This is a genomic window from Halomonas sp. BN3-1 (genome assembly GCF_003056325.1).
GTDB classification, from domain to species: domain Bacteria; phylum Pseudomonadota; class Gammaproteobacteria; order Pseudomonadales; family Halomonadaceae; genus Halomonas; species Halomonas litopenaei.
In genome coordinates this window covers 93054-117744 of record NZ_PYVV01000017.1, presented here as the reverse complement: position 1 = coordinate 117744, position 24691 = coordinate 93054, and the positions used below count along the sequence as shown (strand labels likewise).

General features: G+C 65.3%; 16 protein-coding genes, 2 tRNA genes and 1 pseudogene. 4 read left to right on the top strand and 15 right to left on the bottom strand.

The window, feature by feature from the left end; all coding sequences use genetic code 11:
- Nucleotides 1-817: 817 nt before the first annotated feature.
- Genes purC through dapA form a run of 4 tightly spaced genes read right to left on the bottom strand, consistent with a single transcriptional unit; the run spans nucleotide 818 to nucleotide 4295 of the window.
- On the bottom strand, nucleotides 818-1531 hold the full coding sequence (gene purC, locus C9F12_RS19890; protein ID WP_045992003.1) for a phosphoribosylaminoimidazolesuccinocarboxamide synthase: 714 nt from the start codon (nucleotides 1529-1531) through the stop codon (nucleotides 818-820).
- Nucleotides 1532-1587: 56 nt separating this feature from the next.
- Nucleotides 1588-2385 carry an MBL fold metallo-hydrolase gene (locus C9F12_RS19885; RefSeq protein WP_108449975.1) on the bottom strand — a complete coding sequence of 266 codons (798 nt, stop codon included), beginning with the start codon at nucleotides 2383-2385 and terminating at the stop codon, nucleotides 1588-1590.
- Nucleotides 2385-3350, bottom strand: a complete 966-nt coding sequence (locus C9F12_RS19880) for a lipoprotein-34 (protein ID WP_162816537.1) — start codon at nucleotides 3348-3350, stop codon at nucleotides 2385-2387. The genes C9F12_RS19885 and C9F12_RS19880 overlap by 1 nt, the downstream gene beginning before the upstream one ends.
- A gap of 60 nt (nucleotides 3351-3410) precedes the next feature.
- A complete protein-coding gene (gene dapA / locus C9F12_RS19875; protein ID WP_045992000.1) occupies nucleotides 3411-4295 on the bottom strand; it encodes a 4-hydroxy-tetrahydrodipicolinate synthase in 885 nt (294 codons plus the stop codon).
- Nucleotides 4296-4508: 213 nt separating this feature from the next.
- Here dapA and C9F12_RS19870 point away from each other — a divergent pair, with 213 nt between their 5' ends.
- Nucleotides 4509-4985 (top strand): peroxiredoxin, encoded by a 477-nt coding sequence (locus C9F12_RS19870; protein ID WP_108449973.1) that lies wholly within the window; start codon nucleotides 4509-4511, stop codon nucleotides 4983-4985.
- 94 nt (nucleotides 4986-5079) lie between these two features.
- On the opposite strand, the gene C9F12_RS19865 is transcribed toward C9F12_RS19870, so the two are convergent.
- Nucleotides 5080-6207 (bottom strand): AI-2E family transporter, encoded by a 1128-nt coding sequence (locus C9F12_RS19865; protein WP_108449972.1) that lies wholly within the window; start codon nucleotides 6205-6207, stop codon nucleotides 5080-5082.
- On the bottom strand, nucleotides 6204-6446 hold the full coding sequence (locus C9F12_RS19860) for a sulfurtransferase TusA family protein (protein WP_045991997.1): 243 nt from the start codon (nucleotides 6444-6446) through the stop codon (nucleotides 6204-6206). The genes C9F12_RS19865 and C9F12_RS19860 overlap by 4 nt, the downstream gene beginning before the upstream one ends.
- A 147-nt stretch (nucleotides 6447-6593) precedes the next feature.
- On the opposite strand from C9F12_RS19860, the gene C9F12_RS19855 reads away from it, so the two are divergent.
- Nucleotides 6594-8156, top strand: a complete 1563-nt coding sequence (locus C9F12_RS19855) for a M48 family metalloprotease (protein ID WP_240184308.1) — start codon at nucleotides 6594-6596, stop codon at nucleotides 8154-8156.
- 205 nt (nucleotides 8157-8361) lie between these two features.
- On the opposite strand, the gene nadA is transcribed toward C9F12_RS19855, so the two are convergent.
- The 7 genes and pseudogenes from nadA to C9F12_RS19820 all read right to left on the bottom strand — a co-directional run bounded on the left by nadA (nucleotide 8362) and on the right by C9F12_RS19820 (nucleotide 15152).
- Nucleotides 8362-9390, bottom strand: a complete 1029-nt coding sequence (nadA, locus tag C9F12_RS19850; RefSeq protein WP_045992009.1) for a quinolinate synthase NadA — start codon at nucleotides 9388-9390, stop codon at nucleotides 8362-8364.
- 473 nt (nucleotides 9391-9863) lie between these two features.
- Nucleotides 9864-9939 (bottom strand) — tRNA-Lys (locus C9F12_RS19845).
- A 41-nt stretch (nucleotides 9940-9980) separates the two neighbouring features.
- Nucleotides 9981-10056, bottom strand: a tRNA-Lys gene (locus C9F12_RS19840).
- Nucleotides 10057-10125: 69 nt separating this feature from the next.
- On the bottom strand, nucleotides 10126-10995 hold the full coding sequence (rluB, locus tag C9F12_RS19835) for a 23S rRNA pseudouridine(2605) synthase RluB (protein ID WP_045991996.1): 870 nt from the start codon (nucleotides 10993-10995) through the stop codon (nucleotides 10126-10128).
- Nucleotides 10992-11984, bottom strand: coding sequence for an SMC-Scp complex subunit ScpB (scpB, locus tag C9F12_RS19830; RefSeq protein WP_108449971.1), 993 nt, complete (start codon nucleotides 11982-11984; stop codon nucleotides 10992-10994). The genes rluB and scpB overlap by 4 nt, the downstream gene beginning before the upstream one ends.
- A gap of 197 nt (nucleotides 11985-12181) precedes the next feature.
- Nucleotides 12182-13021: pseudogene (locus C9F12_RS19825) on the bottom strand (ScpA family protein); the annotation flags it as partial.
- Between the two features lie 289 nt (nucleotides 13022-13310).
- Entirely contained in the window at nucleotides 13311-15152 is a 1842-nt protein-coding gene (locus C9F12_RS19820) for a DEAD/DEAH box helicase (protein WP_108449970.1), read from the bottom strand.
- Nucleotides 15153-15380: 228 nt separating this feature from the next.
- Here C9F12_RS19820 and C9F12_RS19815 point away from each other — a divergent pair, with 228 nt between their 5' ends.
- Together C9F12_RS19815 and C9F12_RS19810 are read left to right on the top strand one after the other, a co-directional pair.
- Complete coding sequence (locus C9F12_RS19815; protein WP_213229929.1) at nucleotides 15381-16502, top strand: efflux RND transporter periplasmic adaptor subunit; 1122 nt, start codon at nucleotides 15381-15383, stop codon at nucleotides 16500-16502.
- Nucleotides 16503-16505: 3 nt separating this feature from the next.
- Entirely contained in the window at nucleotides 16506-19577 is a 3072-nt protein-coding gene (locus tag C9F12_RS19810) for an efflux RND transporter permease subunit (RefSeq protein WP_108449968.1), read from the top strand.
- 90 nt (nucleotides 19578-19667) lie between these two features.
- Here the strand turns inward: C9F12_RS19810 and C9F12_RS19805 are convergent, their stop codons facing one another.
- Together C9F12_RS19805 and purL are read right to left on the bottom strand one after the other, a co-directional pair.
- Complete coding sequence (locus tag C9F12_RS19805; RefSeq protein ID WP_045992008.1) at nucleotides 19668-20471, bottom strand: crotonase/enoyl-CoA hydratase family protein; 804 nt, start codon at nucleotides 20469-20471, stop codon at nucleotides 19668-19670.
- A 172-nt stretch (nucleotides 20472-20643) separates the two neighbouring features.
- Complete coding sequence (purL, locus tag C9F12_RS19800; RefSeq protein ID WP_108449967.1) at nucleotides 20644-24561, bottom strand: phosphoribosylformylglycinamidine synthase; 3918 nt, start codon at nucleotides 24559-24561, stop codon at nucleotides 20644-20646.
- Nucleotides 24562-24691 lie beyond the last annotated feature (130 nt).

Sequence of the window (24691 nt, the reverse complement as noted above, 5' to 3'; positions counted from 1 at the left end):
GTCATCCCTTGAACGTCGTGGAAACCCGTTAGGGGCCTCCGGGTGCAAGGTAAAACTAAGCAAGCACCTCAATTAACAACATTGTCCTAACGTTCAGCGGCCACACAAACAAATCCCACAATGGCAAAGAAACTAAGAATCAACGCTAATTATCCAAGCGCCAAGCGACCAGCTTTTCCGGGAATATCTCAACTTTTTCACAACATGGATTACAACCTCACCCTAAACGATCATATTTGAAAGCGAACCTTGTCCCACAGCATTCGTTACGAGCCAACCACGGAGTGCCACGAATACCCACGGCTGCCCTGTCGTCCGGCAATTCCCGCTTCCATGTGCCGCTCGTGGCCATCGACAAAAGGACTCCTCCCCCTCAAAAAAGCAATATCGCAAAGAAAAATCACAACCTACACAGAATATTCACAATCAGATGAAGGGGGCTCTGCATAAACTTCAGTGACTCGACCATCCATTGCTTAAAACATAATACACGAATAACTCGTGTCTAAGAGACATTTATCTGGCGCGACGCATTCCCCCCTGATCACCGGATCCGCCCTTCATCTTCTTGATCAAACCACTTTACTTGATGGTTGGCGTTATCATGTACGGTGCAACTAGTAGCCAGCTCTTGGCCGCATATTCTGGGTGCAACACCTGCACCGAATTCAACACCTTTTCTCCCCCCCTTACGCAGATCGCCCGGGCCAGGCCCGGGCGATCCTCTTCATGCTTTCGGTATCAACACCGCTTGCACTACCGTCGTTGCATCATGCCCTTGCGGCAGTCAGCGCTGAACAGTGCCGGCAAGCGGCTGTCAGCTAAAATCGATGCCGATACGACGGCCGACTTCCTCGTAGGACTCGATGACGCTGCCCAGCCCCTGGCGGAAGCGATCCTTGTCGAGCTTTTCGCGGGTCTTGGCGTCCCACAGACGGCAGCCGTCCGGTGAGAATTCGTCACCCAGCACAATCTTGCCGTGGAATACGCCGAACTCGAGCTTGTAGTCCACCAGCAGCATGCCGCCGTCGGCGAACAGCTGCTTGAGCACCTCGTTGACCTTGAAGGTCAGCGCCTTCATCTCGGCCAGTTGCTCGGCGCTGGCCCAACCGAAGCTTTCGGCCAGGGACTCGTTGACCATGGGATCGTGGAGCTCGTCGTTTTTCAGGAACAGCTCGAAGGTCGGCGGTGTCAGCGGCTCGCCTTCCTTGACGCCGAGACGCTTGACCAGACTGCCGGCGGCGATGTTGCGTACCACGCACTCCACCGGAATCATGTCGAGCTTCTTGACCACACACTCGGTGGGCGACAGCAGCTCTTCCACGTGAGTGGGGATGCCGGCCTCTTCCAGCTTGGCCATGATGAAGGCATTGAAGCGGTTGTTGACCATGCCCTTGCGCTCGAGCGACTCCATGCGGCGCCCGTCGAAGGCGCTGGTGTCGTCACGAAAGTGCAGGATCAGACGATCCGGATCATCGGTGGCATAGACCGACTTGGCCTTGCCGGCATAGAGTTCTTCGCGCTTTTCCATGGGTGCCTCCACAGGCAAATCAAAAAAAGGGGTTCAAGCAGGACCAGGGTCCTGAATCAGTGAATCGCTTGCCAATCCAGGCCGTCATCCTGGGCAGCCACGGTCAGGCGGGTCTCGTCGCCATCCAGCAGAGGCGTCAATGCCTCCAGAGCGAGTTCGGGGCGGTTATTATGCTCCGACAGGTGGGAGCAGACGATACGCTGCAGCCGATCCAGCCCCAGTTCGGTCAACAGTGCCGCAGCCTGGCCATTGGCCAGGTGCCCCCAACGTCCGCCGACGCGACGCTTGAGACTGGGCGGATAGGGGCCTTCAGCCAGCATGCGCACGTCATGATTGCACTCGAGCACGAGGGCATCGCAGCCACGGAAGGCCTGGCGCACGTGTTCGCTGGGGTGGCCCAGGTCGGTCAGCAGCCCCAACTCCCTGTCACCTGCGGCGATACGAAACTGCACCGGCTCTCGGGCATCGTGGGGCACCGTGATGGCGTCGACGTCGAGTCCCTTGATGGCAAAGCGCGACTGAGGGGTGATCCAGTGGGTCCTGGGCAGTCGGCCGAGCTTGCCGGACAGCCAGGTGCCCGGGGTCAGATGTACCGGCAGGTCATAGCGACGGGCCAGGGGGCCGATGCCACGCACATGGTCGCCATGCTCGTGGGTAACCAGCAAGGCATCGAGCTGACGCGGATGGACCCCCAGCCGCGCCAGCCGGCGTTCTGCCTCCTTGAGACCGAAGCCGCAGTCCACCAGCAACATCGACTCGCCGTCGCTGACCAGGGTGGCGTTGCCCTTGCTTCCGCTGCCCAGGGAGGCGAAACGCAAGCCTCCCCGGGAACCATTGGCATGCCCGACGCTCATCAGCGCAGCAAGCCCTCCATGCGCTGCAGCAGCTCACGCTGGTCATCACCGGAAAGCGGCTCGTCGTCGGCGCTACGTGCCTCCATCAGGGTTTCCTGGCCTTGGGGCGACAACCTGAGCTCGATGCGTTGCATCGACTCAAGCAGATCCATCGAGGTCAAGGAGTCTATGAAGCCACGGGTACGCTCGCTCTCGGTGATGTAGTCGATCACGAAGCGCTTGCCGCTTTCATCCACGGAGACCAATTCCCGGCGATCTTCCATCTCGAAGTTGTTCTCGAGCTGGAAGGCGAGCTCGGCGTAGGCCCGCTCGATGTCGAAGGGCATCACCATCACCCAGTCATCGCCGCGGGGCTCGAAGCGAACGCTGTCGGCTTCGGGGGCCTGCTGGGCCGACGCCGAGGCGATGCTGGCCGAGGCGCTACGCGCTTCAAAGTGACGCTGCAGGGAGTTCAGGCACAGCCGGTTGAGCTGGCCCGCGGTATCACAGCGCACCTCACTGGTGCCTGACCGGAGGCCCTGGCGCAGTACCAGGCTGGCGTCGGAGGTCTCGATGACACCGCTGGCGCTGTCGCTGCGGGTGATCTCCAGCCCGCGCTGTTCGACGAAGCGCTCGAGCTCCGGCCATACCACCGCAGGCGCGGCCCCTACCACCAGCCAGCGATCGGCGTCGGTCTCGCGCACTGCCACGTCACCGGCGGCCACCGCGGTGCTGGCAGACAGCGTCTGGGGCAAGGGCGCGGCGAAGTCCCCCTCGCGGGCGTAGAAGTCCCCGCGGGCCTGAGGCACCGGCATGATATCGCGATAGCGGCTCTGGTCGCGGCTGCCGGGGAGGGTCAGCGGAGCCGCCTGACGGGCGCCCGCGTAATCCTCGTTGCGATCGTGATAGTGACCGTCCTTGGCACAGCCGGCCAGGGTCAGGGCCGCGATCATCGCCAGCGGCAGTCCTTTAAGCGCAGAATTCATGCATCCACCTTGATTGAAAATTGGGTCCACGACATCACGACCGGAGGCACGGTTCAGGCGTCAGTCCTCGATCAGTCCTGCCAACTGCAGGGCTTCGCTGATGGTGGAGTGATACTTCTCGCTCAGCCAGGTCAACGGCAGGCGGATGCCGGGCTCGATGATACCCATGCGGTTGAGCGCCCACTTGACGGGGATAGGATTGGCCTCGATGCCCAGGTTGGTATGCAGGGGCAGAAGCCGGGTGTTGATCTGGTGAGCCTTGTCGCTTTCGCCGGCCACGGCGGCGGCGCACAACTCGTGCATGGCCTTCGGCGCCACATTGGCGGTCACTGAGATATCGCCATGACCACCCATCAGCATGAAGTCGCAGGCGGTGGCGTCATCGCCGGAGTAGAGCATGAAGTCGCTGCCCTTGAGGCGTTCGATCAGGTCCTCGGCGCGCTCCAGATTGCCGGTGGCATCCTTGAGGCCGATGATGTTGTCGACCTCGGCCAGACGCAGCACGGTCTCGTTGTAGATGTCCGAACAGGTACGCCCCGGCACGTTGTACAGGATCACCGGCAGATCACTGGTCTCGGCGATTACCTTGAAATGCTGATACAAACCTTCCTGGGTCGGCTTGTTGTAGTAAGGCGCCACGGTCAGGCAGTAGTCGGCCCCCACTTCCTTGGCGTAGCGGGTCAGCTCCACCGCCTCTGTGGTGTTGTTGGAGCCGGTGCCGGCGATGACGGGAATGCGGCCATTGACCTCTTCGACCACGCTGCGAATCACGTCGAAGTGCTCGGCGAAGGTCATGGTGGTGGGCTCACCGGTGGTACCCGCCGCCACGATGGCGTCTGTGCCATTGTCGAGGTGGAAATTCACCAGTTTGCGCAACACTTCCCAGTCGATATCGCCGTTGGCCTTCATCGGTGTCGCCAAGGCGACAATACTGCCCGTGATCATCCTCGTTGTTCCTCTGTTGTCTGCCCTCCCGCGACCCTGACGATGGCGGTCGGGGTGAACGAATGTGGCCAAGGGGGTCGCGACCCGGGGAAGCGTGGTCGTGACCAGAGCACAAATGGTACTCAGGCGGCCATATCCTGTACAGCCGCGTCTTTACATGAAGAGCGTCATTGCGTGTAATCGGACGCCTATTTTTGCGATTCTGGAGCCACCATGACAGTGTCCATCGGCGAGCCGGTCCCCGACTTCAGCGCCAGCGCCACCGGCGACAACACCATCACCCTGTCGCAACTGCGCGGTCGCCAGGTGGTGATCTACTTCTACCCCAAGGCCAGCACCCCCGGCTGTACCACCGAGGGCGGCGACTTTCGTGACCACAAGGCAGACTTCGACGACGCCAACACCGTGGTCATCGGCGTCTCCCGTGACGGCATCCGTGCCCAGGAAAACTTCAAGGCCAAGCAGGGCTTCAATTTCGAGCTGATATCAGACAAGGACGAAGCCGTGTGTGGCCTGTTCGACGTCATCAAGCTCAAGAAGCTCTACGGCAAGGAGCACCTGGGTATCGAGCGCAGCACCTTCCTGATCGACAGCGAAGGTCGCCTGGCCAGGGAGTGGCGCAAGGTCAAGGTCAAGGGCCACGTGGAAGAAGTGCTGGAAGCCGCCCGCGAACTGCACGCCCAGTCCTGACACGCCGGCCCACGGATGCAAGCCTAGTCCTCCCCGGTAAAGAACGAATGCCCGGCCATTGGCCGGGCATTGTGTTTCGCCTCGAGAGCAGGGCTCAGCCGTCGGTGCCGGTCCCTGTACCTGTACCTGCGTCAGAGTGGGGCGGCAACCTTGCCATGCTGCGCTCCTTGATCCCGCGAGGCCAGGCATAGACCAGCGCCTTCAACAGGGTCGCCAGCGGGATCGCGAAGAACACCCCCCAGAAGCCCCAGACGCCGCCGAAGAACAGCACCGCCAGGATGATCGACACCGGGTGCAGATTGACCGCCTCGGAGAACAGCACCGGCACCAGCACGTTGCCGTCCAGCGCCTGGATCACGCCGTAGGCAACGATCACATAGAGAAACTGGTCCCCCAGTCCAAAGTGAAAGCCCGCTACTGCCGCCACCGGCAGTGTCGCCACCGCGGCGCCGATATAGGGCACCAGCACCGAAAAACCCACCAGTACCGCCAGCAGCGCCGAATAGGGAAGGCCAAAGAAGGCGAAGGTGAAGAAGGTCACGCTGCCGACGATGACGATCTCGGTGGCCTTGCCGCGTACATAGTTGGCGATCTGGCAGTCCATCTCCTTCCACACCCGGGTCATCAGGTCACGCTTGGCCGGCAAAAGCGACACGGTAAAGCCCACCAGACGGTCACGGTCCTTGAGCATGAACAGCACCAGGATCGGCACCAGCACCAGGTAGATGAGCAGTCCCAGCACATTGCCGAGCGACGCCAGCGACAGCGTCAGCGCACGCTGGCTCAATTGGGTCGCCTCGCGGCTGAGCACGGCGATCCAGTCCTGGACCAGGTCCGGAGTGATCAGCTGGGGGTAGCTCATCTGCAGGTCGTCCAGCATCTGCTGGCCGGCAGCAAACATCCGCGGCGCTTCCTGGATCAGGCTGGCGAGCTGGTTCCAGATCAGCGGCAGCAGGATCAGTGCCAACGCCAGCAGCACCCCGACAAAGGCCAGAAAGACCGTCATGACCGCCACCAGGTGTGGCACCTTGCGTCGTGTCAGGGCGTTGACCGCGCCCTGCAGCAGAAAGGCCACCACCAGCGCGGTGAGAAAGGGCGCCAGCATCTGGCCGAGCCATATCACCACCGCCAGCCCCACCACCAGCAACACCAGCAGCAGCACCGCCTCTTCATCGGAGAAGTAGTGATCGACCCAGCCGCGAAATACGCTACGCAGACTCATGCATCACCCGCCTTGCGCAACCAGTAGACATAGACCTTGTCGCGTTCTTCGCGACCTTCCAGCACGTGGGCGCTGTGCTCGGCAAAGCTTTCAAAGTCTCGCCAGGAACCGGCGTCGGTGGCCCTGACCTCCAGCACCTGCCCAGGCGACAGGCGCGACAGCGCCTGCTTCGCCTTGAGCAGCGGCAGCGGACACGGAAGTCCGCACGCATCTAGCACATCGTCAGGTTGCACTGCCATGATCTCTCCCGAGAGAATGCGATATCGGATCGCTGCACATCGCAGCGCCGTTGCCCCGAGGGGCGAGCCCTTGCGATTTAAAGGCACTTTTCCGGCTGAATCAATGTCCCAAGGCAACCCCCTCCAACGCTATCGACGAGGATTTCGATGCCCAAGCGCACGCTGTTTGCCGTCACCGCTCGCCCCGCGCGGGCACGCCGTCAGGCATCGCCTTGGCATCGTGGCCGCTGGCGCCCGATGCCGGGCCTGGCCCTGGCGTCGACGCTTGCCTTGAGCCTGAACGCCACCACGGCACAGGCCCAGTATCTGGACCAGGGCACCCTGCTCGATCAGCCGAGGGAGCTGAACCTGCCATCGCTGATGTCCACCGGCAGCAATGCCATCAGCGGCGAGGAAACCCGCCTTGGACGTGCCTGGCTACGCCAGTTTCGCGCCCACGTGCCGGAATGGCGCGACCCATTGGCCCAGCACTATGTGGAGACGCTGGTCGGCCGCCTGGTGCCCTACAGCGACCTGGGAGGCATCAACACCACCATCACCCTGGTCGACAACAAGACCCTGAACGCCTTCGCCGTCCCCGGCGGCGTGGTCGGCGTCAACACCGGCCTGTTCGCCTTCGCCGACCAGGAGGCCGAGGTGGCCTCGGTACTGGCCCACGAGCTGGGCCACCTGTCACAGCGCCACTACGCCCGTAGCAAGGCACGCGCCGAGCAGACCCAGGTGCCTGCCATGGCCACCATGCTGGCGGGCCTGATCCTGGCCGCCAGCGGCGCCGGTGACGCCGGCATCGCGGCCCTGGCCGGCAGCCAGGCGGCGATGATCCAGGACCAGCTTCGCTACTCGCGTCGCTACGAGGAAGAGGCCGACCGCATCGGCCTGCAGGCCATGGCCAGCGCAGGCTACGAGCCCCAGGCGATGGTCGACATGTTTCGCTCCATGCAACGCCTGATGAGCCTCCAGGGCGGCACTCCGCCGGAGTTCCTGCTGACCCACCCGATCACCGAATCACGCATCAGCGACACCCAGGCCAGGGTCAACCAGACCCGGGTGACGGGCTCGGCACCGGATGAACTGCAGTACCAGTTCATCCGTGCCCGGGCACTGCTGGCGATCCACGAGCGTGCGCCCGGCCAGGCGATGACGGTGATGCGCCAGGACCAGGCGCCGGCGGACGCCCAGCGCTATCTGCAGGCGCTGATCGACGCCCGGGCCGGCCAGACCGGCTCGGCACTGAATACGCTCGACGGCCTGGCACGGGCCCACCCGGATACCGCCCTGCTGCCCGCCAGCGCCGTCCAGGTGGCGCTGGAAGGCGGGCGCGTCGACGAGGCCATCGAGCGTGCCCGGCGTCAGTTGCGCCTGATGCCAGGCTACCCACCGACCAGCCAGCTGCTGGGCGAGGCGCTCTTGCAGCGCGACCCCGACGCGGCCTACCGGGAACTCCACGAACTGGCCCAGCGCCGTCCCGAGGACCCCACCGTGTTCGGGCTGCTGGCGGAAGCCGCCGGGCGCAGTGGCCGCGAAGCCTGGGGCCATCTGGCCAGAGCCGAGCAACTACAGCTGACCGGTGAGATCGATCGCGCCATTCGCCAGCTGGAGGTCGCCGAGGCGATGGCCGAGCGCGAAGGCGACCTCAACGCCAGGTCAAGCATTCAGCGTCGTCGAGACGCCTTCCTCGACTACCGGCGCACCATGGAGAAATTCCGCTGAGCCGGAAGCTCCGCTGGGCCCGACAGCGATCGGCGCGGTGACGACACCGTGCTCAGGCGACACAGTGCTCGGGCGACGCAGCGCTCAGCCCCGCCAGCCCACAGACGACTCGGCCCATGAACAAAAGCGCCCACGAGACTCTCTCGTGGGCGTGGGCTCGTGGGCGTGGGCGCGGGGTGTCACCAGAAAAAAGTAACGGCTGGCCTCAGGCCTGAAACTCCAGCATACGCGTCAGCGGCTTCAGCGCCTGGGTCCGCAGGGCGTCGCTGACCTGGATTTCACCGCTGCCCTCTCGCAGCGCGGCGGCCAGATTGTCCAGGGCATTCATCGCCATCCACGGGCAGTGGGCGCAGCTTCGACAGGTCGCGCCATTGCCCGCCGTCGGGGCCTCGAACAGGGTCTTGTCGGGCACCGCCTGCTGCATCTTGAAGAAGATGCCGCGATCGGTGGCGACGATCAGCTGCTCGTTGGGCAGCTCCTTGGCCGCCTTGATCAACTGGGAGGTGGAACCGGCGACGTCGGCCAGACTGACCACCGCTTCGGGCGACTCCGGGTGGACCAGTACGGCGGCGTCCGGATAGACCGACTTGAGGTCCTCGACCCCCTTGGCCTTGAACTCCTCGTGGACGATGCAGGCGCCGTCCCACAGCAGCATGTCGGCGCCGGTCTGCTTCTGGATGTAGCCGCCCAGGTGCTTGTCCGGGGCCCACAGGATCTTCTCGCCCCTGGCCTTGAGGTGCTCGATGACGTCCACCGCGATGGAGGAGGTAACGACCCAGTCGGCACGCGCCTTGACCGCCGCCGAGGTATTGGCATAGACCACCACGGTGCGATCCGGATGGGCGTCGCAGAAGGCCGCGAACTCGTCCTCCGGGCAACCCACGTCCAGCGAGCAGGTGGCCTCCAGGGTCGGCATCAGCACGCGCTTTTCCGGTGACAGGATCTTGGCGGTCTCGCCCATGAAGCGCACGCCGGCGACCACCAGCGTATCGGCCTCGTGGCGTGCACCGAAGCGCGCCATCTCCAGCGAATCGGCGACACAGCCGCCGGTCTCTTCGGCCAGCTGCTGGATAGCGTCATCGGTGTAGTAGTGCGCCACCAGTACGGCATTGTGAGCCTTGAGCAGGCGCTTGATCTCTTCGACGCGCGCAGCGTCTTCCGAGGGAATACGGGTAGGGCAGTACGGGCGCGCGAGATGCTCTCTGATCTCGGCGCGAGAAGTCATGATCGTCATCGTGTCTACCACTGTGATCGACAGGGGATCCCCCTGCTGATGGGACAGTGCCGCGAACGCTCCGTTCGGCGACACGCCAGGAGAACCCTCGAGCGTGGAGCCCGGCGCCGATAGCGCCAGCGGCGACTCCTGATGCGGCGCTGGAAAGGCGTCACTGCTGCTCCAGACCCGCTGCCGGTGGTTCTCTCCCTCGCCCATGCGTCTATCGCAGCGGCGAGTCACTTGACAGTTTAACGCAGGCGGACGGTTATGCCGAGTCTCCACGCATGGCATCGGCGCAAGATTGCGCCTGCGGCATACCTGTTCTCGATTCCCTGTCGACACGATGGCATCGGCTCGGCGCGGCGTACTCGCGTCGCTTGAGGAACGGCCTGTTCAGGCTGACAGCGCCGTCGTGGCTGCGGCGGCGACTCCAGCCACAGACTGCGCACACGAAAAACGGCCCCCGCTGCAAGCAGCGAGGGCCGTGAATCTGGTGGGTCGTGTAGGATTCGAACCTACGACCAATTGGTTAAAAGCCAACTGCTCTACCAACTGAGCTAACGACCCGATCATGACAGGACATCGTCCTGACCATGCACAGGTTCGGATGGTGGGTCGTGTAGGATTCGAACCTACGACCAATTGGTTAAAAGCCAACTGCTCTACCAACTGAGCTAACGACCCTTCCGAACGGGTGCAGATATTACGGATATGCCCCTTTCGACGCAAGTGTTTTTTTCGATTACCGCATCTTTAGCGCTTCTTGTCGCCGCGATCCGGCTTGCCGCCGCGCTTCATCGTGTGCACCGGGCGACGCTTGTTCTTGTCGCGGCTCCAGCGATTCTTCTCGTCCGGCGTCAACTCAGGCACCTTGCGCGATTCGAGTCCCGCCAGTCCGGCCAGGTCGTCGACCTCGTCCTGGGAAAGCTCGGTCCACTCGCCGGCCTTGGCGCGCTTGTCGAGGAAGATGTTGCCGTAGCGGACCCGCTTGAGGCGACTGACGGTCAGCCCCTGGGACTCCCACAGACGCCTGACCTCGCGGTTGCGGCCTTCCATGATGACCACGTGGAACCAGGTGTTGATTCCCTCGCCACCGAACTCCTGGACGTCGCTGAAGCGTGCCGGGCCATCCTCGAGCATCACGCCTTCGACCATGGCCACCACGTGCTCACGTTTGACCTCCCCCATGACTCGCACCGCGTATTCGCGCTCGATCTCGGTGGAAGGATGCATCAGCCGATTGGCCAGCTCGCCGTCGGTGGTGAACAGCAACAGCCCGCTGGTGTTGATGTCCAGGCGGCCAATCGCGATCCAGCGCTCGCCCTTGAGGCGCGGCAGGCGGTCGAATACCGTACGCCGCCCCTCTGGATCCTTGCGCGTGCACAGCTCGCCCTCGGGCTTGTTGTACATGATCACCCGCCTTGGCACCTCGTCGGCGGCGCGCAGGGTGATCGGTCGGTCATCGAAACTGACCCGGTCACGGGCCTCCACTCGGTCGCCCAGGGTCGCCACGCTGCCGTTGACCTTGACCCGGCCATCGGCGATGGCGGCCTCCATCTCCCGGCGGGATCCCAGGCCGGCACGCGCCAGCACCTTCTGCAGTTTTTCGCTGGTGGTCGTCATTCGTCGTTCTCACTCTCTGTGGGTTCCACCCCCGAGGCAGCGTCATCATCGACGCGGCCCCGGGCGCGTTCGGACAGCCTGGCTTCCAGATCGGCAAAGCTCAGGCGAGCCCGTTCGGACGCCATCCCGGCGTGCTCGTCGTCGGCCGTCCCGGCCGTCGGTTCATTGACGTCGGGCGCTTGGCCCGCCGTCGTCTCGGCTTCCTCGCGGGAAGCCGTCACTTCATCCTTATCGGGCGATGATGCCTCGCCTTCCTCGGTCTCGCCTCTTTCGGTTGCAGCTTCAGCGCTTCCATCTTCAGCGCTTCCATCTTCAGCGGGTTCACCTGCAGCGGGTTCACCCTCGGCAGTGTCACCCTCAGCGGTCTCACCATCGTCGTCCAGCGGCTCGTCGGCCTGGGCCAGCAGCGCCGAGGGCGGAGGCGGTGGCTCGTCCTCGGTGTCGAACTGCTCGAACTGCTTGAGCTCGTGCATCGGTGGAAGTTCGTCGAGGGTCTTGAGACCGAAATCGTCGAGAAAGCCACGGGTGGTGGCGAACACCGCCGGTCGTCCCGGCACGTCTCGGTGCCCGACCACGCGAATCCATCCACGATCGAGCAGGGTGCGCATGATCGAGCCACTCACCGTGACACCGCGGACCTCCTCGATATCGCCCCGGGTCACCGGCTGACGATAGGCGATCAGCGCCAGCGTCTCCAGCAGCGCCCGGGAATAGCGCTGGGGGCGTTCATCCCACAACCGGGCGACCCAGTTGGCCAGCCGCGGGCGAATGCGCAGCTGGTACCCGGAGGCGGTCTCGATCAGCTCCATGGCGCCTCTGAGGTGACGCTCGGACAATCGCTCCAGCGCCTCCTTTAACGCCCGACGCGGCGGGCGCTCGTGTTCATCGAACAGCTGTTCGAGGCGGTCCAGCGCCAGCGGTTGGCCGGCGGCCAGCAGCGCCGCCTCGACGATGTCGTCCAACGCATCGGGCGTCTCCATCACGCTCATGCGGGCTCATCTCCCTGTGTCTTGTCAACCGACTGACCGATACGCCTATCCGGTTCGCCAGCATCATCGAAGGCGCTGTCGTCGCCCGCCTCGTCGTCAACAGCGCTGTCCTCGGCGGCACTATCATCAAAGGCATCATCCAAGGCATCACCAAAGGTATCGCCGAAGGTTTCGTCGTCGAAGGTTTCGTCGTCGAAGGTTTCGTCGTCGAAGGCGCTCTCGCCCTCGTCCTCAAGCCCTTCGTACGGATCTTCGTCGCCGTCCTCGGCCAACCTCGCCCTGACGTGGATCGGTGACATCGGCGCATTCTGGACGATTTCGATCATCGCCTCCTTGGCCAGTTCCAGGATCGCCATGAAGGTCACCACCACCCCGGCCCTGCCCTCATCAAGCGAGAACAGCGCCTCGAAGGGGGTGTAGTGCTCATGGGTCAGGCGCTCCATGATCGCCAGCATGCGCTCCCGGGTCGACAGCACTTCACTTTCGATCTGGTGGGCCTGGTTGAGTTCGGCCCGGCGCAGAATGCCGGCCAGTGCGCCAAGCAATTCATCGAGCTCGACGTCCGGGTGGATGACCCGGGCCTCCACCGGGGGCAGCGCCGCCCGGGCCGGAAACCAGTCACGTCCAACCCGGGGCAACTCCGCCAGGGCCTCGGCGGCGAGCTTGAGCCGCTCGTACTCCTGCAGGCGGCGAATCAGCTCGGCGCGGGGGTCTTCGTCCTCGTCACCGTCCTCGCTCCTGGGCGGGCGCGGCAGCAGGGTGCGCGACTTGATCTCGGCCAGCATCGCCGCCATCAGCAGGTACTCGCCGGCCAATTCGATTTCCATAGCCTTCATCAGTTCCACGTACTCGATGTACTGGTGGGTGATGGCGGCCACATTGATCGACAGGATATCCAGATTCTGCCGGCGAATCAGATAGAGCAGCAGGTCAAGCGGTCCCTCGAAGGTCTCGAGAAAGACCCTGAGCGCCTCCGGGGGAATGTACAGATCCTCGGGCAGCTCGGTGATCGGCTCATCGAACAGGCGTCCCAGCACCTGGGCGTGGGCTTCGACCTCGGCGCGAGGGGCCGCACCGGCCTGGGCCTGGACCTGAGCATCGAAATCGCCCTCGGCGTCAGGCCGAGTCGCTGCACCTTCCTCGTCAGTCCCACCCTGGGATTGTTGTGTCGTCGGCGAGTCGCTCACGCGTGGGGGACCTGGGTTGCCATGGTAGTGGTTACGATGAACAAGGGAGGATGCGGCCGCTTGGACCGAGGCGCCACCAATCCCCCAGTCTATCAAGCTCCGCGCGATCTGGCTAAATCAGCGAGGCCCAGGCGGCACTTCAGTCGGCGCTATCGGCGGTGCGATAGCGGCCGCGATAGTCGAACAGCTTTTCACGCACCTGCCAGTGACGCCCCACCTTGCGCCCGACCACGAAATCCGGGGCCCTGAGTCTTTGCTGCTCGCGACATACCTGATCGGGTGACGTCGGCGACCAGGGCACACCGGGCGCCCGGGCGTGATCACGCAGAAACACTGCCTCGAAGGCCCGCCGCTGGGCGGGCGTCTCCAGCGCGAACCACTCGGCCAGGGTGGCGCCATCCTCATCATGGTAGGTGACCTTGAGCCGCGGCAGCCCCCGCCCATTGACGGTGGGCTCGAGCAGCATGCCGCTGACCCGCAGTACCCTGGCGTCCTTGAGCTTCAAGGCCTCGCGCAGCTTGTCATCGGCGTCCACCAGCAGCGTCTGGCAACCATGGCAGCGTCGGGCGGCGATATCGTTCTCGGCGCCGCAGTCGCCGCAGGTCTTGAAGCGAAAACGAAAGTCGCACTGGCGCGCCCCTGGCTCGGCGGCGGCCAGCGCCCTGCCTTCGGCGTCGACCAGGCCCTGGCAGCGACGGCCGAAGTGTTCGATCACCAGCTCGCCGTCGCGCTTGCCCCAGAACAGGTTGGCGTGGCCACACAGCGGACAGGGCACCTGCACCGGCTCGCTGTCGCTGTCCGGCCGCGGGCTGCCCACCTCCGGCGCATACAGGTCCCAGGGATTGCCGGCGTAGTCGAGGATCAGACAGTCGCGCTTGCCGGGCGAGAGCCTGAGTCCCCGCCCGACGATCTGCTGGTACAGGCCGACGGACTCGGTGGGCCTGAGGATCGCGATCAGGTCCACATGGGGCGCATCGAAGCCGGTGGTCAGCACCGAGACGTTGACCAGGTACTTGAGCCGTTTCGCCTTGAAGTCCTCGATCAGCCGAGTGCGCTCGTCGCTGTCGGTATCGCCGGTGATCAGTGCCGAGGCCTGTGCCGGCAGATAGCCGAGAATCTCCTCGGCGTGGGCCACGCTTGCCGCAAACAGCATGACGCCCTCGCGCTGCCGCGCCCGCTCGATCACCTCGGCGATGATGCCCGGCGTGGCCCGGTGCCCGGCCACCACGCGATTGAGCTCTTCCTCGCGATATAGCCCGCCGGTTCCCGGCGCCAGTTGTGAGAAGTCGTAGCGGGCCACCGCCGCATCCACCTTGAGCGGGCTTGCCAGATAGCCCTGGCGCACCATCAGCCGCAGCGGCTGCTCGAACACGCAGTCGCCAAAGAAGCTGTCCGCGTCACCGCGCACCATGCCGTGGTGGTGGCGGTGGTAGATGAAGCCCTGGCCCAGCCGATAGGGGGTCGCGGTCAAACCCAGTACCTTGAGCGAAGGATTGCGAGAACGCAGATGGTCGATGACCCGCCGATAGGAGGAGTCCGCGTCCAGCGATACCCGGTGGCACTCGTCGATCACCAGCAGGGTGAAGGGGCCGTGGGCGTTCTGCTCGTCGCTCACCGCATCCAGGTGGCGGACCACCGACTGCACCGAGCCGAACACCACCTGGCGGGCGCTCTCCTTGCGCCCGAGTCCGGCGCTGAAGATATCCGCCTCGAGGCCGTAGGCCAGGTACTTGGCATGATTCTGCTCGACCAGCTCACGCACGTGGGCCAGCACCAGAACCCGCCCTCGGGCCAGGCGGGCCAGTTCGGCGATGACCAGCGACTTGCCGCTGCCGGTGGGCAACACCACCACCGCGGGCTCATCGGACTGACGAAAGTGACCAATGACGCGTTTCACCGCATCACGCTGATAGGGCCGCAGCTCTGGCCTGACGGAGGCGGGAGGCGACGATGGCGGGAGCCGGGACTCGGTCTGGGGCATGACGACGCCTTTACTCTGCAGGGTTCGGCAAATATTGATCCAGGGCACATCAGCGTGCACTCGGCGCCAGTAGCATAGGCGCCTGCGCGTCGAACCGACGCACTCTACGCCAAGCGCTCGATGCTCCACAACAGGGCCGGACCCTCCCCACCCTCCGGGCAGCCCTGGGGCACCGGCCTCGGCGAGTCACGCCGCACGTCAAGCGGCTCCGTCTTCAAGGACTCAGCCATGTCGCTTCGCCAACTCTGTCAGATGGCCTCCCTGCTCGTCTTTGCCGGTCTGCCCCTGCTGCAGGGCTGCTCCGAGGGAGATCCGCCCTTGGCCAAGCAGGTCACCCGCCCGGTCAAGCTGCTCACCCTGGACGAGATGGGCAATCGGTCCCTGACTCGGTACCCCGGTGTGGTCGAGGCCTCCGAACGCACCGACCTGGCCTTTCGCATCGGCGGGGAACTCAAGGAGCTGAACGTCCAGGCCGGCCAGGCGGTCACCAGTGGCGAGCGTATCGCCCTGCTCGACGACCGCGACGCCCGCAACGCCTTGTCCAACGCCCAGTCAAGCTACGACCTGGCGCTGGCGACCTACCGCCGCATGCAGATATCGCTGGAAAAAGGTGCCATCAGCCGCGCCGCCTTCGATGAAGCCCGGGCGGCCTTCCTGTCGGCCCAGGCCCAGTTCGACCTGGCCAAGGACCAGCTCGGCTACACCGAGCTCAAGGCGCCCTTCGACGGCGTCATCGCCAGCGTGCCGGTGGACAATTTCCAGGTGGTGGCCCCCCAGCAGACCATCGCGGTGCTGCAGCAGCCCGGCAATATCGACGTGACCTTCGACCTGCCCGAACAGCAGATCCGCCAGCTCGATCTGGAACGCGTGCGTGCCGCCCTCGAGAAGGCCGACAGCGTCGCCTGGGTGCGCTTCGGCGATGACGAGCGTCGTTTCCCCGCGCGCTACAAGGAGCACGATACCCGCGCCTCCAGCGGCACCCTCAGCTACACCGTCACCCTGACCCTGCCGACGCCGGACGACGTCTACGTGCTGGCCGGCATGAGCGCCGTGGTATCGATGGACCTCAACGCCCTGACCGGCGAAAGCGACGGCCTGTGGCGGGTGCCGCTGGGCACCGTGGTCACGCTGGAGGACGACCCCGAGGCCACGGTGGTGTGGCGCTATATCGCCGACGACGAAGCCTCGGGCAAGGTGGAAGCGGTACCGGTACAGGTCCGCACCGCCAGCGACGACGGCATCTTCATCGCCGGCGATCTGGCGGCCGGCGACCGACTGGTCGGCGCCGGCGCCCATCTGATGCGCCAAGGTCTTCGCGTCACCGCCTGGACCCAGGAAGAGGGGCTCTAGGTCATGGTCGGCTATTTTCTGCGCAACAAGACCATCAGCTGGATGGTCACGATCCTGTTGTCGGTGGGCGGTATCGTCTCCTTTCTGGGCCTGGGGCAGCTGGAGTTTCCCGACTTCACCATCCGCATGGCGCTGGTCAGCACCGCCTACCCCGGCGCCAACCCGCAGCAGGTCGAGGAAGAGGTGACACTGCGCCTGGAAAAGGCGATCCAGGAGATCCCCAACCTCAAGCGGGTCAGCTCGGTGAACAGCGCCGGGCTCTCCCAGATCACCGTGGAGCTCGACACCGACGTCCAGGGCACTGCCCTGCCCCAGTACTGGGACCTGCTTCGGCGCAAGATCGGCGACGCCCAGGCGGGGCTGCCCCCCGGCACCTCGGAGTCGCTGGTGGTGGACGACTTCAGCGACGTCTACGGTCTGCTGTTCAATCTATCCGGCGATGACTACAGCCTCTACGACTTGAAGAATCAGGCCGACTTCCTGCAGCGCGAACTGCGCCTGATCGAGGGCGTCAAGAAGGTGGTGATCGCCGGTGATCGCCCGGAGCAGGTGACCATCTCGCTCAACCGCGAGCGCATGCAGGCTCTGAACATTCCCCCGGATGCACTGATCGGCCTGCTCAACGCCCAGAACGCGGTAGCCGACGCCGGCAGCGTGCGTCGACACGGCAAGATCATCTCGCTGCAGCCCAGCGGTGAATTCAGAAGCGTCGAGGCGCTGGAGGACCTGATCGTCGGTCGCCCCGGCGCCAACCCGGTGCACCTGGGCGACATCGCCACGGTGACGCGCGCGCTCACCGACCGTCCCGGCCAGCTCTACCATGCCGACGGCAAGCCGGCGATCTCGCTTGGCCTGTCGTTCGTGTCCGGGGTCAACGTGGTCAAGGTCGGCGAGGCGGTGGACGCCCGCCTGGCCGAACTGGAATCCCGCCTGCCGCTGGGCATGCAGCTGACCCCGGTCTACCACCAGCCCCAGGTGGTCAAGGAGGCGGTGTCCGGCTTCGTCATCAACCTGATGGAGTCGGTGGGCATCGTCATCGTGGTGCTGCTGGTGTTCATGGGCCTGCGCTCCGGCCTTCTGATGGGGCTGATCCTGTCGATCACCATCCTCGGCACCCTGATGCTGATGGCCGCCCACGGCCTGCAGTTGCAGAAGGTCTCGTTGGGGGCCCTGATCATTGCCCTGGGCATGCTGGTGGACAACGCCATCGTGGTCACCGAGGGCATGCTGATCGGCCTTGGCAAGGGCAAGAGCAAGCTCGAGGCGGCCAAGGAGGTGGCCGGCCAGAACTGGCTGCCGCTGCTCGGCGCCACCGCCATCGCCATCACCGCCTTCGCCCCCATCGGCCTGTCGCCGGACGCCACCGGCGAACTGGTGGGCTCGCTGTTCTGGGTGCTGTTCTATTCGCTGCTGCTGAGCTGGATCACCGCCCTGACCCTGACCCCCTTCTTCTTCGACATCTTCTTCAAGGATCGTGAGATCGGCGACGGCGACAGTCACGAGGATCCCTACAAGGGAGTGATCTTCCAGCTGTTCAGCTGGCTGGTCGACAAGGGCATTCGCTTTCGCTGGCTGACCATCGCGGTCTGCGTGGGCCTGCTGGTCGGCGCCTTCGCGCTGTCCTCCAACATCAAGAACGCCTTCTTCCCGGATTCCACCACACCGCTGTTCTTCGTCGACGTGTGGATGCCTGAGGGCACCGACATTCTCGAGAGCGAGCGGGTGGCCTCGCGCCTGGAGGCCCAGGTGGCGACGATGGACCAGGTCACCCACGTGACCAGCGTGATCGGCGGCGGCGCCCAGCGCTTCACCCTGACCTACTCGCCCGAGGACCGCTATCCGAGCTATAGCCAGTTGATCGTGGAGACCGAGGATCTCGATAGCAGGGCCAGGCGCATGGCCGAGATCATCACCCTGCTGCGCGATGACTACCCCGAGGCGCAGTACAAGGTCCAGGCGCTGCAGGTCGGCCCTTCGGCCAAGGCCAGCCTGGAAGCACGCCTCTACGGCCCGGACCCGGATACCCTGCGCAACCTCGCCACCGAGGTCAGCGAGGTGTTCCGCGCCGATCCCTTCGTCGACAGTATCCGCCTGTCCTGGGGCAATCGGGTCGAGGAACTGACGCCTGAGTTTCTCGAGCAGCAGGCGCGGCGCGTCGGCGTCACCCGCCAGGCGCTGCACCAGGCATTGCTGATCCACAACGACGGCCAGATGGCCGGCGTCTACCGCGAGGGCTCCGACCTGATCCCCATCGTGCTGCGCGATGAACGGCAAGAGCGCTACGGCCTCAACGACATCGCCAGCCTCAACGTCTGGAGCGCCGAGCAGCAGACCTACATCAGCGCCGGCAGTGTGCTGGGGCCGCTCGAGACCCAGCTGCATGATCCGCTGATCAAGCGTCGCGACCGTCAGCGCATGCTGGCGGTCTACGCCGAGCCGCTACCGCTGTCCGGCGAGACGGCGGCCAACATCCTTGCGCGGCTCAAGCCCCAGATCGAGGCCATCGAGCTTCCCGAGGGCTACCACCTGGGCTGGGGCGGCGAGGACGAGACCTCGCGTGACGCCAAGAAGGCGCTGTTCAAGCTGTTGCCGCTGGGCATCCTCGGCATGTTCATCCTGACCATGCTGCTGTTCGGCAACCTGCGCCAGTCGCTGGCGATCTGGGCCATCGTGCCCTTGACCGTGATCGGTATCGTCGGCGGTCTTCTGACCTTCAACGCCCCCTTCACCTTCATGGCGCTGCTCGGCACCCTGAGCCTGGTCGGCATGGTGCTCAAGAACGCCATCGTGCTGGTCGAGGAGATCAAGATTCAGATGCCGCTGTACGAGGCGCCCTTCGATGCGGTGATGGCCGCCGCCATCAGTCGGGTACGGCCGGTATCCATGGCGGCGATCACCACCATGCTGGGCATGATCCCGCTGTTCGGCGACGCCTTCTTCGCCTCCATGGCGGTGGTCATCGTGTTCGGTCTGGGTGCGGCCACCCTGCTGACCCTGGTAATCCTGCCGGTGATCTACGCCACCCTGTTCCGCATCCATCCTCCGTCGCCAGCCGAGGGGCCTACCGGAACCTGACCCCTATCGGAAGGTGACTGCAAGACAAGGCCCTCGCGGGCGATACCCGCGAGGGCCTTGTCGTTGGCTTGCGGCATAGGCCGCCGGCGCTCAATCGAAGCGCGGTGGGCGCCCGTCCAGGCGTGCCCGGGTCGCTTCTCGCTGCTCGCGCCCGGCCAGCAGATTGCGCTGCAGTTCGGCCTCCATGGCCAAGCGTCCGCGCTCATCCAGGCGCGGCGCCTCTCGCCACAGCCGACGCGCCGCGGCCACCGCCTTGGGCGAGCGCCGGGCCATGGACACGGCGAGCTCCAGCGCCGCCTCGCGCGGGTCCTCGTCCAGCCGCGAGGCCAGCCCCAGTACCATGGCCTCGTCGCCGGCTAGATGACGGCCGGTCAGCATCAGATCCTGAATCACGTCCTGGCGCAGCGCGGCGGCGGTGACGCTGACCGCCATATCCGACATCAGCCCCCACTCGATCTCCGGCAGCGCCAGCGTCGCTTCCGGGTGGACGATACGCAGATCGGCACCCAGCGCCATCTGCAGGCCGGCGCCAAAGACGTGACCATGCAGCGCCGCTACCACCGGCGCCCCCAGGTCACGCCAGCCAAGCGCCAGGCGCTGGGCCGGATTGACCCCACTGGCGTCCGGCGTCAGCAGCCAGGCCACGCGCTCGGGGCTTGCCACCACCGAGGCCACGTCCAGTCCCGAGCAGAAGCTCTCGCCCTCGCCGGTAAGCACCACGGCGCGCAGGCCCACCCGCTCGCCCAGCCAGCGCTGAACCTCGAGCAGGGCGTCGATCATCGGCGGATCCATGGCGTTGTGGCGATCGGGCCGCTCGAGATGTACCCGTGCCACATGGTCGATCAGGGAGACGCTCAAGCGGTCATGAAAACTGCGCTGGGTGGATGAGGACATGGAAGCTCCGTCGATAAGGTGGCCGGTCAGGTGATCGATAAAGAGGCGAAACTGCGAAAGCGGGAACTTCAACTTGGCACCTGACGCCGCTCGATACAACACCTGACTTTGTCCCGGATACGACAACGCCGCCCGCAGGCGGCGTTGTCGTGGGGCTGGAGGGACTGGAGGATCAGCCCAGCCACACCCGGGCATTGCGGAACAGCCTGAGCCAGGCGCCGTCCTGGCTCCACTCGGCCGGCCGCCAGGAGTTGGTGACGGCACGCACCACCCGCTCCGGGTGGGGCATCATGATCGTCACCCGGCCATCCGGCGTGGTCAGGCCGGTGATACCGGAGGGCGAGCCGTTGGGGTTGGCCGGATAGCGGGTGGTGCACTGGCCGTGGTTGTCGATATAGCGCAGGGCCACCTGGCCCGAGCCCTGCATGCTGCGCAGGTGGGCGCTATCGCGAAACTCGGCGCGGCCCTCGCCATGGGCCACGGCGATGGGTAGGCGCGAGCCTTCCATGCCGGCCAGCAGGATCGACGGGGTCTTCTCCACCTGCACCATGGCCACTCGGGCCTCGAACTGCTCGGACTCGTTACGCACGAAGCGCGGCCAGTTCTCGGCGCCGGGGATCAGCTCCTTGAGCTGGGACAGCATCTGGCAGCCGTTGCACACGCCGAGTGCGAAGCTATCTTCGCGCGCGAAGAAGTCGGCGAACTGCTCGCGGGCACGGGGGTTGAACAGCACCGACTTGGCCCAGCCACCGCCGGCGCCGAGCACGTCACCGTAGGAGAAGCCACCGCAGGCGGCCAGCCCCTTGAACTCGTCGAGACCGACACGTCCCTCGAGCAGGTCGCTCATGTGCACGTCGACCGCCTCGAAGCCGGCCTTGTCGAAGGCCCAGGCCATCTCCAGGTGACCATTGACGCCCTGCTCGCGCAGGATGGCGGCACGCGGACGTGCGCTGTTGACGAAGGGTGCGCTGATGTCCTCGTCGACCTCGAAGGTCGGGCTGGCACTCAGGCCCGGGTCACGGGTGTCGAGCAGGTTGTCGAACTCGTTCTTGGCGCACTCGGGGTTGTCGCGCAGGGCCTGCAGGCGGTAGCTGGTCTCGCTCCAGGTGCGCTGGGTCAGCTGCCGGGTGGTCTCCAGCAACGGCTCCTCGAACAGGGTCACGCGGATCTGGTCGTCGTAGCGCGGACGGGCGATGACGCCACAGGTCTCGATACCGGCGGCGGCGAACTGGGCCAGCACCTCTTCGGTGTGCTCACGGCTGACCTGGATGACCGCCCCCAACTCCTCGCTGAACAGCGCGTCCACCGCCTCGGCGGCCTCGTCGATCAACCAGTCGAGCTTGATCTCGAGCCCGGCGCGGCCGGCGAAGGCCATCTCCAGCAGGCTGACGATCAGGCCACCGTCGCTGCGGTCGTGGTAGGCCAGCAGTCGACCGTCGGCGTTGAGCCCCTGGATGACACTGAAGAAGGCCTTGAGGTCCTCGGCGTCGTCCAGGTCCGGGCAGTCGTTGCCGACCTGACCGTAGACCTGGGCCAGGGCGGAGCCGCCCAGACGATTCTTGCCGGCGCCCAGGTCGATCAGCAGCAGGTCGCTCTCGTCCTGGTCGAGGCGAATCTGCGGGGTCAGCGTCTTCATGGCGTCGGTGACCGGAGCGAAGCCGGTGATCGCCAGGGTCAGCGGCGAGGTCACCGCCTTCTGCTCACCGTCCTGCTCCCAGGCGGTGCGCATGGACATGGAGTCCTTGCCCACCGGCACCGCGATGCCCAGCGCCGGGCACAGCTCCATGCCGACGGCGTGCACGGCGTCATACAGCGCCTGGTTCTCGCCTTCATGGTCCGCCGCGCTCATCCAGTTGGCCGACATCTTGATGTCGCCAAGCTGGGCGATCGGGGCAGCGGCCAGGTTGGTGATCGACTCGGCCACCGCCAGGCGTGCGCTGGCGGCGGGGTCGATCAGCGCCACCGGCGAGCGCTCGCCCATGGCCATGGCCTCACCGGCGTGGGTATCGAAGCTTGCCGTGGTCACCGCCACGTCGGCCACCGGCACCTGCCAGGGACCGACCATCTGGTCACGCGCGACCTGGCCGGTGATCGAGCGGTCGCCGATGGTGATCAGGAAGCTCTTGGAGGCCACGGTGGGCAGACGCAGCACCCGATCCAGCGCCTCGCGCAGGTCCAGGTTGTCGAGCATCACACCGGGCAGCTCCAGCGGCGCACGCTCAAACTCACGCTGCATCTTGGGTGGCTTGCCGAACAGCACGCTCATCGGCAGGTCCACTGGACGGGTGTCGAAGTGGCCGTCCACCACCGCCAGGTGGTGCTCTGCGGTGGCCTCGCCGACCACCGCGTAGGGGCAGCGTTCGCGCCGGCACAGGGCGTCGAAGGTCTCGAGATCCGCAGGTGCCACCGCCAGCACGTAGCGCTCCTGGGCCTCGTTGCACCAGATCTCCAGCGGGCTCATGCCGGGCTCGGCGTTGGGCACCTCGCGCAGGCTGAACAGACCACCACGATCGCCGTCCTTGACCAGTTCCGGCAAGGCGTTGGACAGACCACCGGCGCCTACGTCATGGATAAAGCAGATGGGGTTGTCGTCACCCAGCGCCCAGCAGCGGTCGATGACCTCCTGGGCACGCCGCTCGATCTCGGGGTTGTCGCGCTGAACAGAAGCGAAGTCGAGATCGAAGCTCGACGAGCCGGAGGCCATCGACGACGCTGCACCGCCGCCGAGCCCGATCAACATCGCCGGGCCACCCATCACGATCAGCTTGCCGCCCACCGGGATCTCGCCCTTGGCCACGTGCTGCTCGCGGATGTTGCCGTAGCCGCCGGCTATCATGATCGGCTTGTGGTAGCCGCGACGCTCGATGCCGCTGGCACCGAGGGCGTCCTGCTCGTAGGTACGGAAGTAGCCGGTGAGGTTGGGACGGCCAAATTCGTTGTTGAAGGCGGCGCCGCCGATGGGGCCCTCGAGCATGATCTCCAGGGCGTTGACGATGCGCTCGGGCTTGCCGTAGTCGAACGCCTCCCAGGGCTGCACGAACTCGGGGATACGCAGGTTGGACACGGTAAAGCCGGTCAGCCCCGCCTTGGGCTTGCCGCCGACGCCGGTGGCGCCTTCGTCGCGGATCTCGCCGCCGGCACCGGTGGCCGCGCCGGGATGAGGCGCGATGGCGGTCGGGTGGTTGTGGGTCTCGACCTTGGTCAGGATGTGGATCGGCTCCACTTCCCCGCCGTAGCTGGCGCGCTCACCGTCACGCCCGGTCAGCGGGGTGGCGAAGAAGCGACGCGCCTCGCTGCCCTTGATCACCGCAGCGTTGTCGCTGTAGGCCGACAGGATGCCGTCCGGCGAGGCCTCGAAGGTGTTCTTGATCATCTTGAACAGCGAGTGGCTCTGGGCCTCGCCGTCGATGACCCAGTCGGCGTTGAAGATCTTGTGGCGGCAGTGCTCGGAGTTGGCCTGGGCGAACATCATCAGCTCGACGTCGCTGGGGTTGCGGCCCAGCTCGACAAACGCCTCGACCAGGTAGTCGATCTCGTCCTCGGCCAGGGCGAGTCCCAGCTCGCGATTGGCGACCTCAAGCGCTGTACGGCCGCCCTCGAGCACGTCCACCTGGCCCAGCGGCGCCGGCTCATGGTGGGCGAACAGGGTGGCGGCGTCGGAGCTGTCTCGCAGCACCGTCTCGGTCATGCGGTCGTGCAGGCCGGCGACAATGGCGTCGAAGTGGGCTTCCTTCAGCGTACCGCGCACCTTGATGCGATAGAGGATGCCGCGCTCCAGGCGGTTGATCTGGGTCAAACCGCAGTTGTGGGCAATGTCGGTAGCCTTGGATGACCAGGGAGACTGGGTGCCGATACGTGGCACCACCAGCAACGCAAGCCCCTCCACATCGCTATCCTGCTGTGCCGGCCCGTAGTCGAGCAGGCGCTCGAGCAGGCTCAGTTCGGTGGCATCGAGCTCCCGCTCCAGATCGGCAAAGTGCACATACTCGGCGTGCAGCGCCTCGATCTCGGGGACGGACACACGCAGTTGAGCCAGCAGCTTGGCGTGACGGAAGGTGGACAGGGCGGGCGCTCCGCGCAGTTCGAGCATATCCAGGAGCCTCTGAAGATCAGCGATAAAAGAAGGGGGCCGCGGCGGGCGAGACGGCATATGATACTGGAAACCGACGGGTGCGAGAAATCGATGCGGATGACAGCGCCCCGTGGGCTGGGTAAGGTGG

Coding starts and splice junctions, on each gene's coding strand:
- scpB (WP_108449971.1), bottom strand. CDS start 11,984: ATGAGCGTGATGGAGACGCCCGATGCGTTGGACGACATCGTCGAGGCG.
- purL (WP_108449967.1), bottom strand. CDS start 24,561: ATGCTCGAACTGCGCGGAGCGCCCGCCCTGTCCACCTTCCGTCACGCC.
- rluB (WP_045991996.1), bottom strand. CDS start 10,995: ATGACGACCACCAGCGAAAAACTGCAGAAGGTGCTGGCGCGTGCCGGC.
- nadA (WP_045992009.1), bottom strand. CDS start 9,390: ATGACGATCATGACTTCTCGCGCCGAGATCAGAGAGCATCTCGCGCGC.
- C9F12_RS19865 (WP_108449972.1), bottom strand. CDS start 6,207: ATGAGTCTGCGTAGCGTATTTCGCGGCTGGGTCGATCACTACTTCTCC.
- C9F12_RS19870 (WP_108449973.1), top strand. CDS start 4,509: ATGACAGTGTCCATCGGCGAGCCGGTCCCCGACTTCAGCGCCAGCGCC.
- C9F12_RS19880 (WP_162816537.1), bottom strand. CDS start 3,350: ATGAATTCTGCGCTTAAAGGACTGCCGCTGGCGATGATCGCGGCCCTG.
- purC (WP_045992003.1), bottom strand. CDS start 1,531: ATGGAAAAGCGCGAAGAACTCTATGCCGGCAAGGCCAAGTCGGTCTAT.
- C9F12_RS19860 (WP_045991997.1), bottom strand. CDS start 6,446: ATGGCAGTGCAACCTGACGATGTGCTAGATGCGTGCGGACTTCCGTGT.
- C9F12_RS19885 (WP_108449975.1), bottom strand. CDS start 2,385: ATGAGCGTCGGGCATGCCAATGGTTCCCGGGGAGGCTTGCGTTTCGCC.
- dapA (WP_045992000.1), bottom strand. CDS start 4,295: ATGATCACGGGCAGTATTGTCGCCTTGGCGACACCGATGAAGGCCAAC.
- C9F12_RS19855 (WP_240184308.1), top strand. CDS start 6,594: ATGCCCAAGCGCACGCTGTTTGCCGTCACCGCTCGCCCCGCGCGGGCA.
- C9F12_RS19820 (WP_108449970.1), bottom strand. CDS start 15,152: ATGCCCCAGACCGAGTCCCGGCTCCCGCCATCGTCGCCTCCCGCCTCC.
- C9F12_RS19805 (WP_045992008.1), bottom strand. CDS start 20,471: ATGTCCTCATCCACCCAGCGCAGTTTTCATGACCGCTTGAGCGTCTCC.
- C9F12_RS19815 (WP_213229929.1), top strand. CDS start 15,381: ATGTCGCTTCGCCAACTCTGTCAGATGGCCTCCCTGCTCGTCTTTGCC.
- C9F12_RS19810 (WP_108449968.1), top strand. CDS start 16,506: ATGGTCGGCTATTTTCTGCGCAACAAGACCATCAGCTGGATGGTCACG.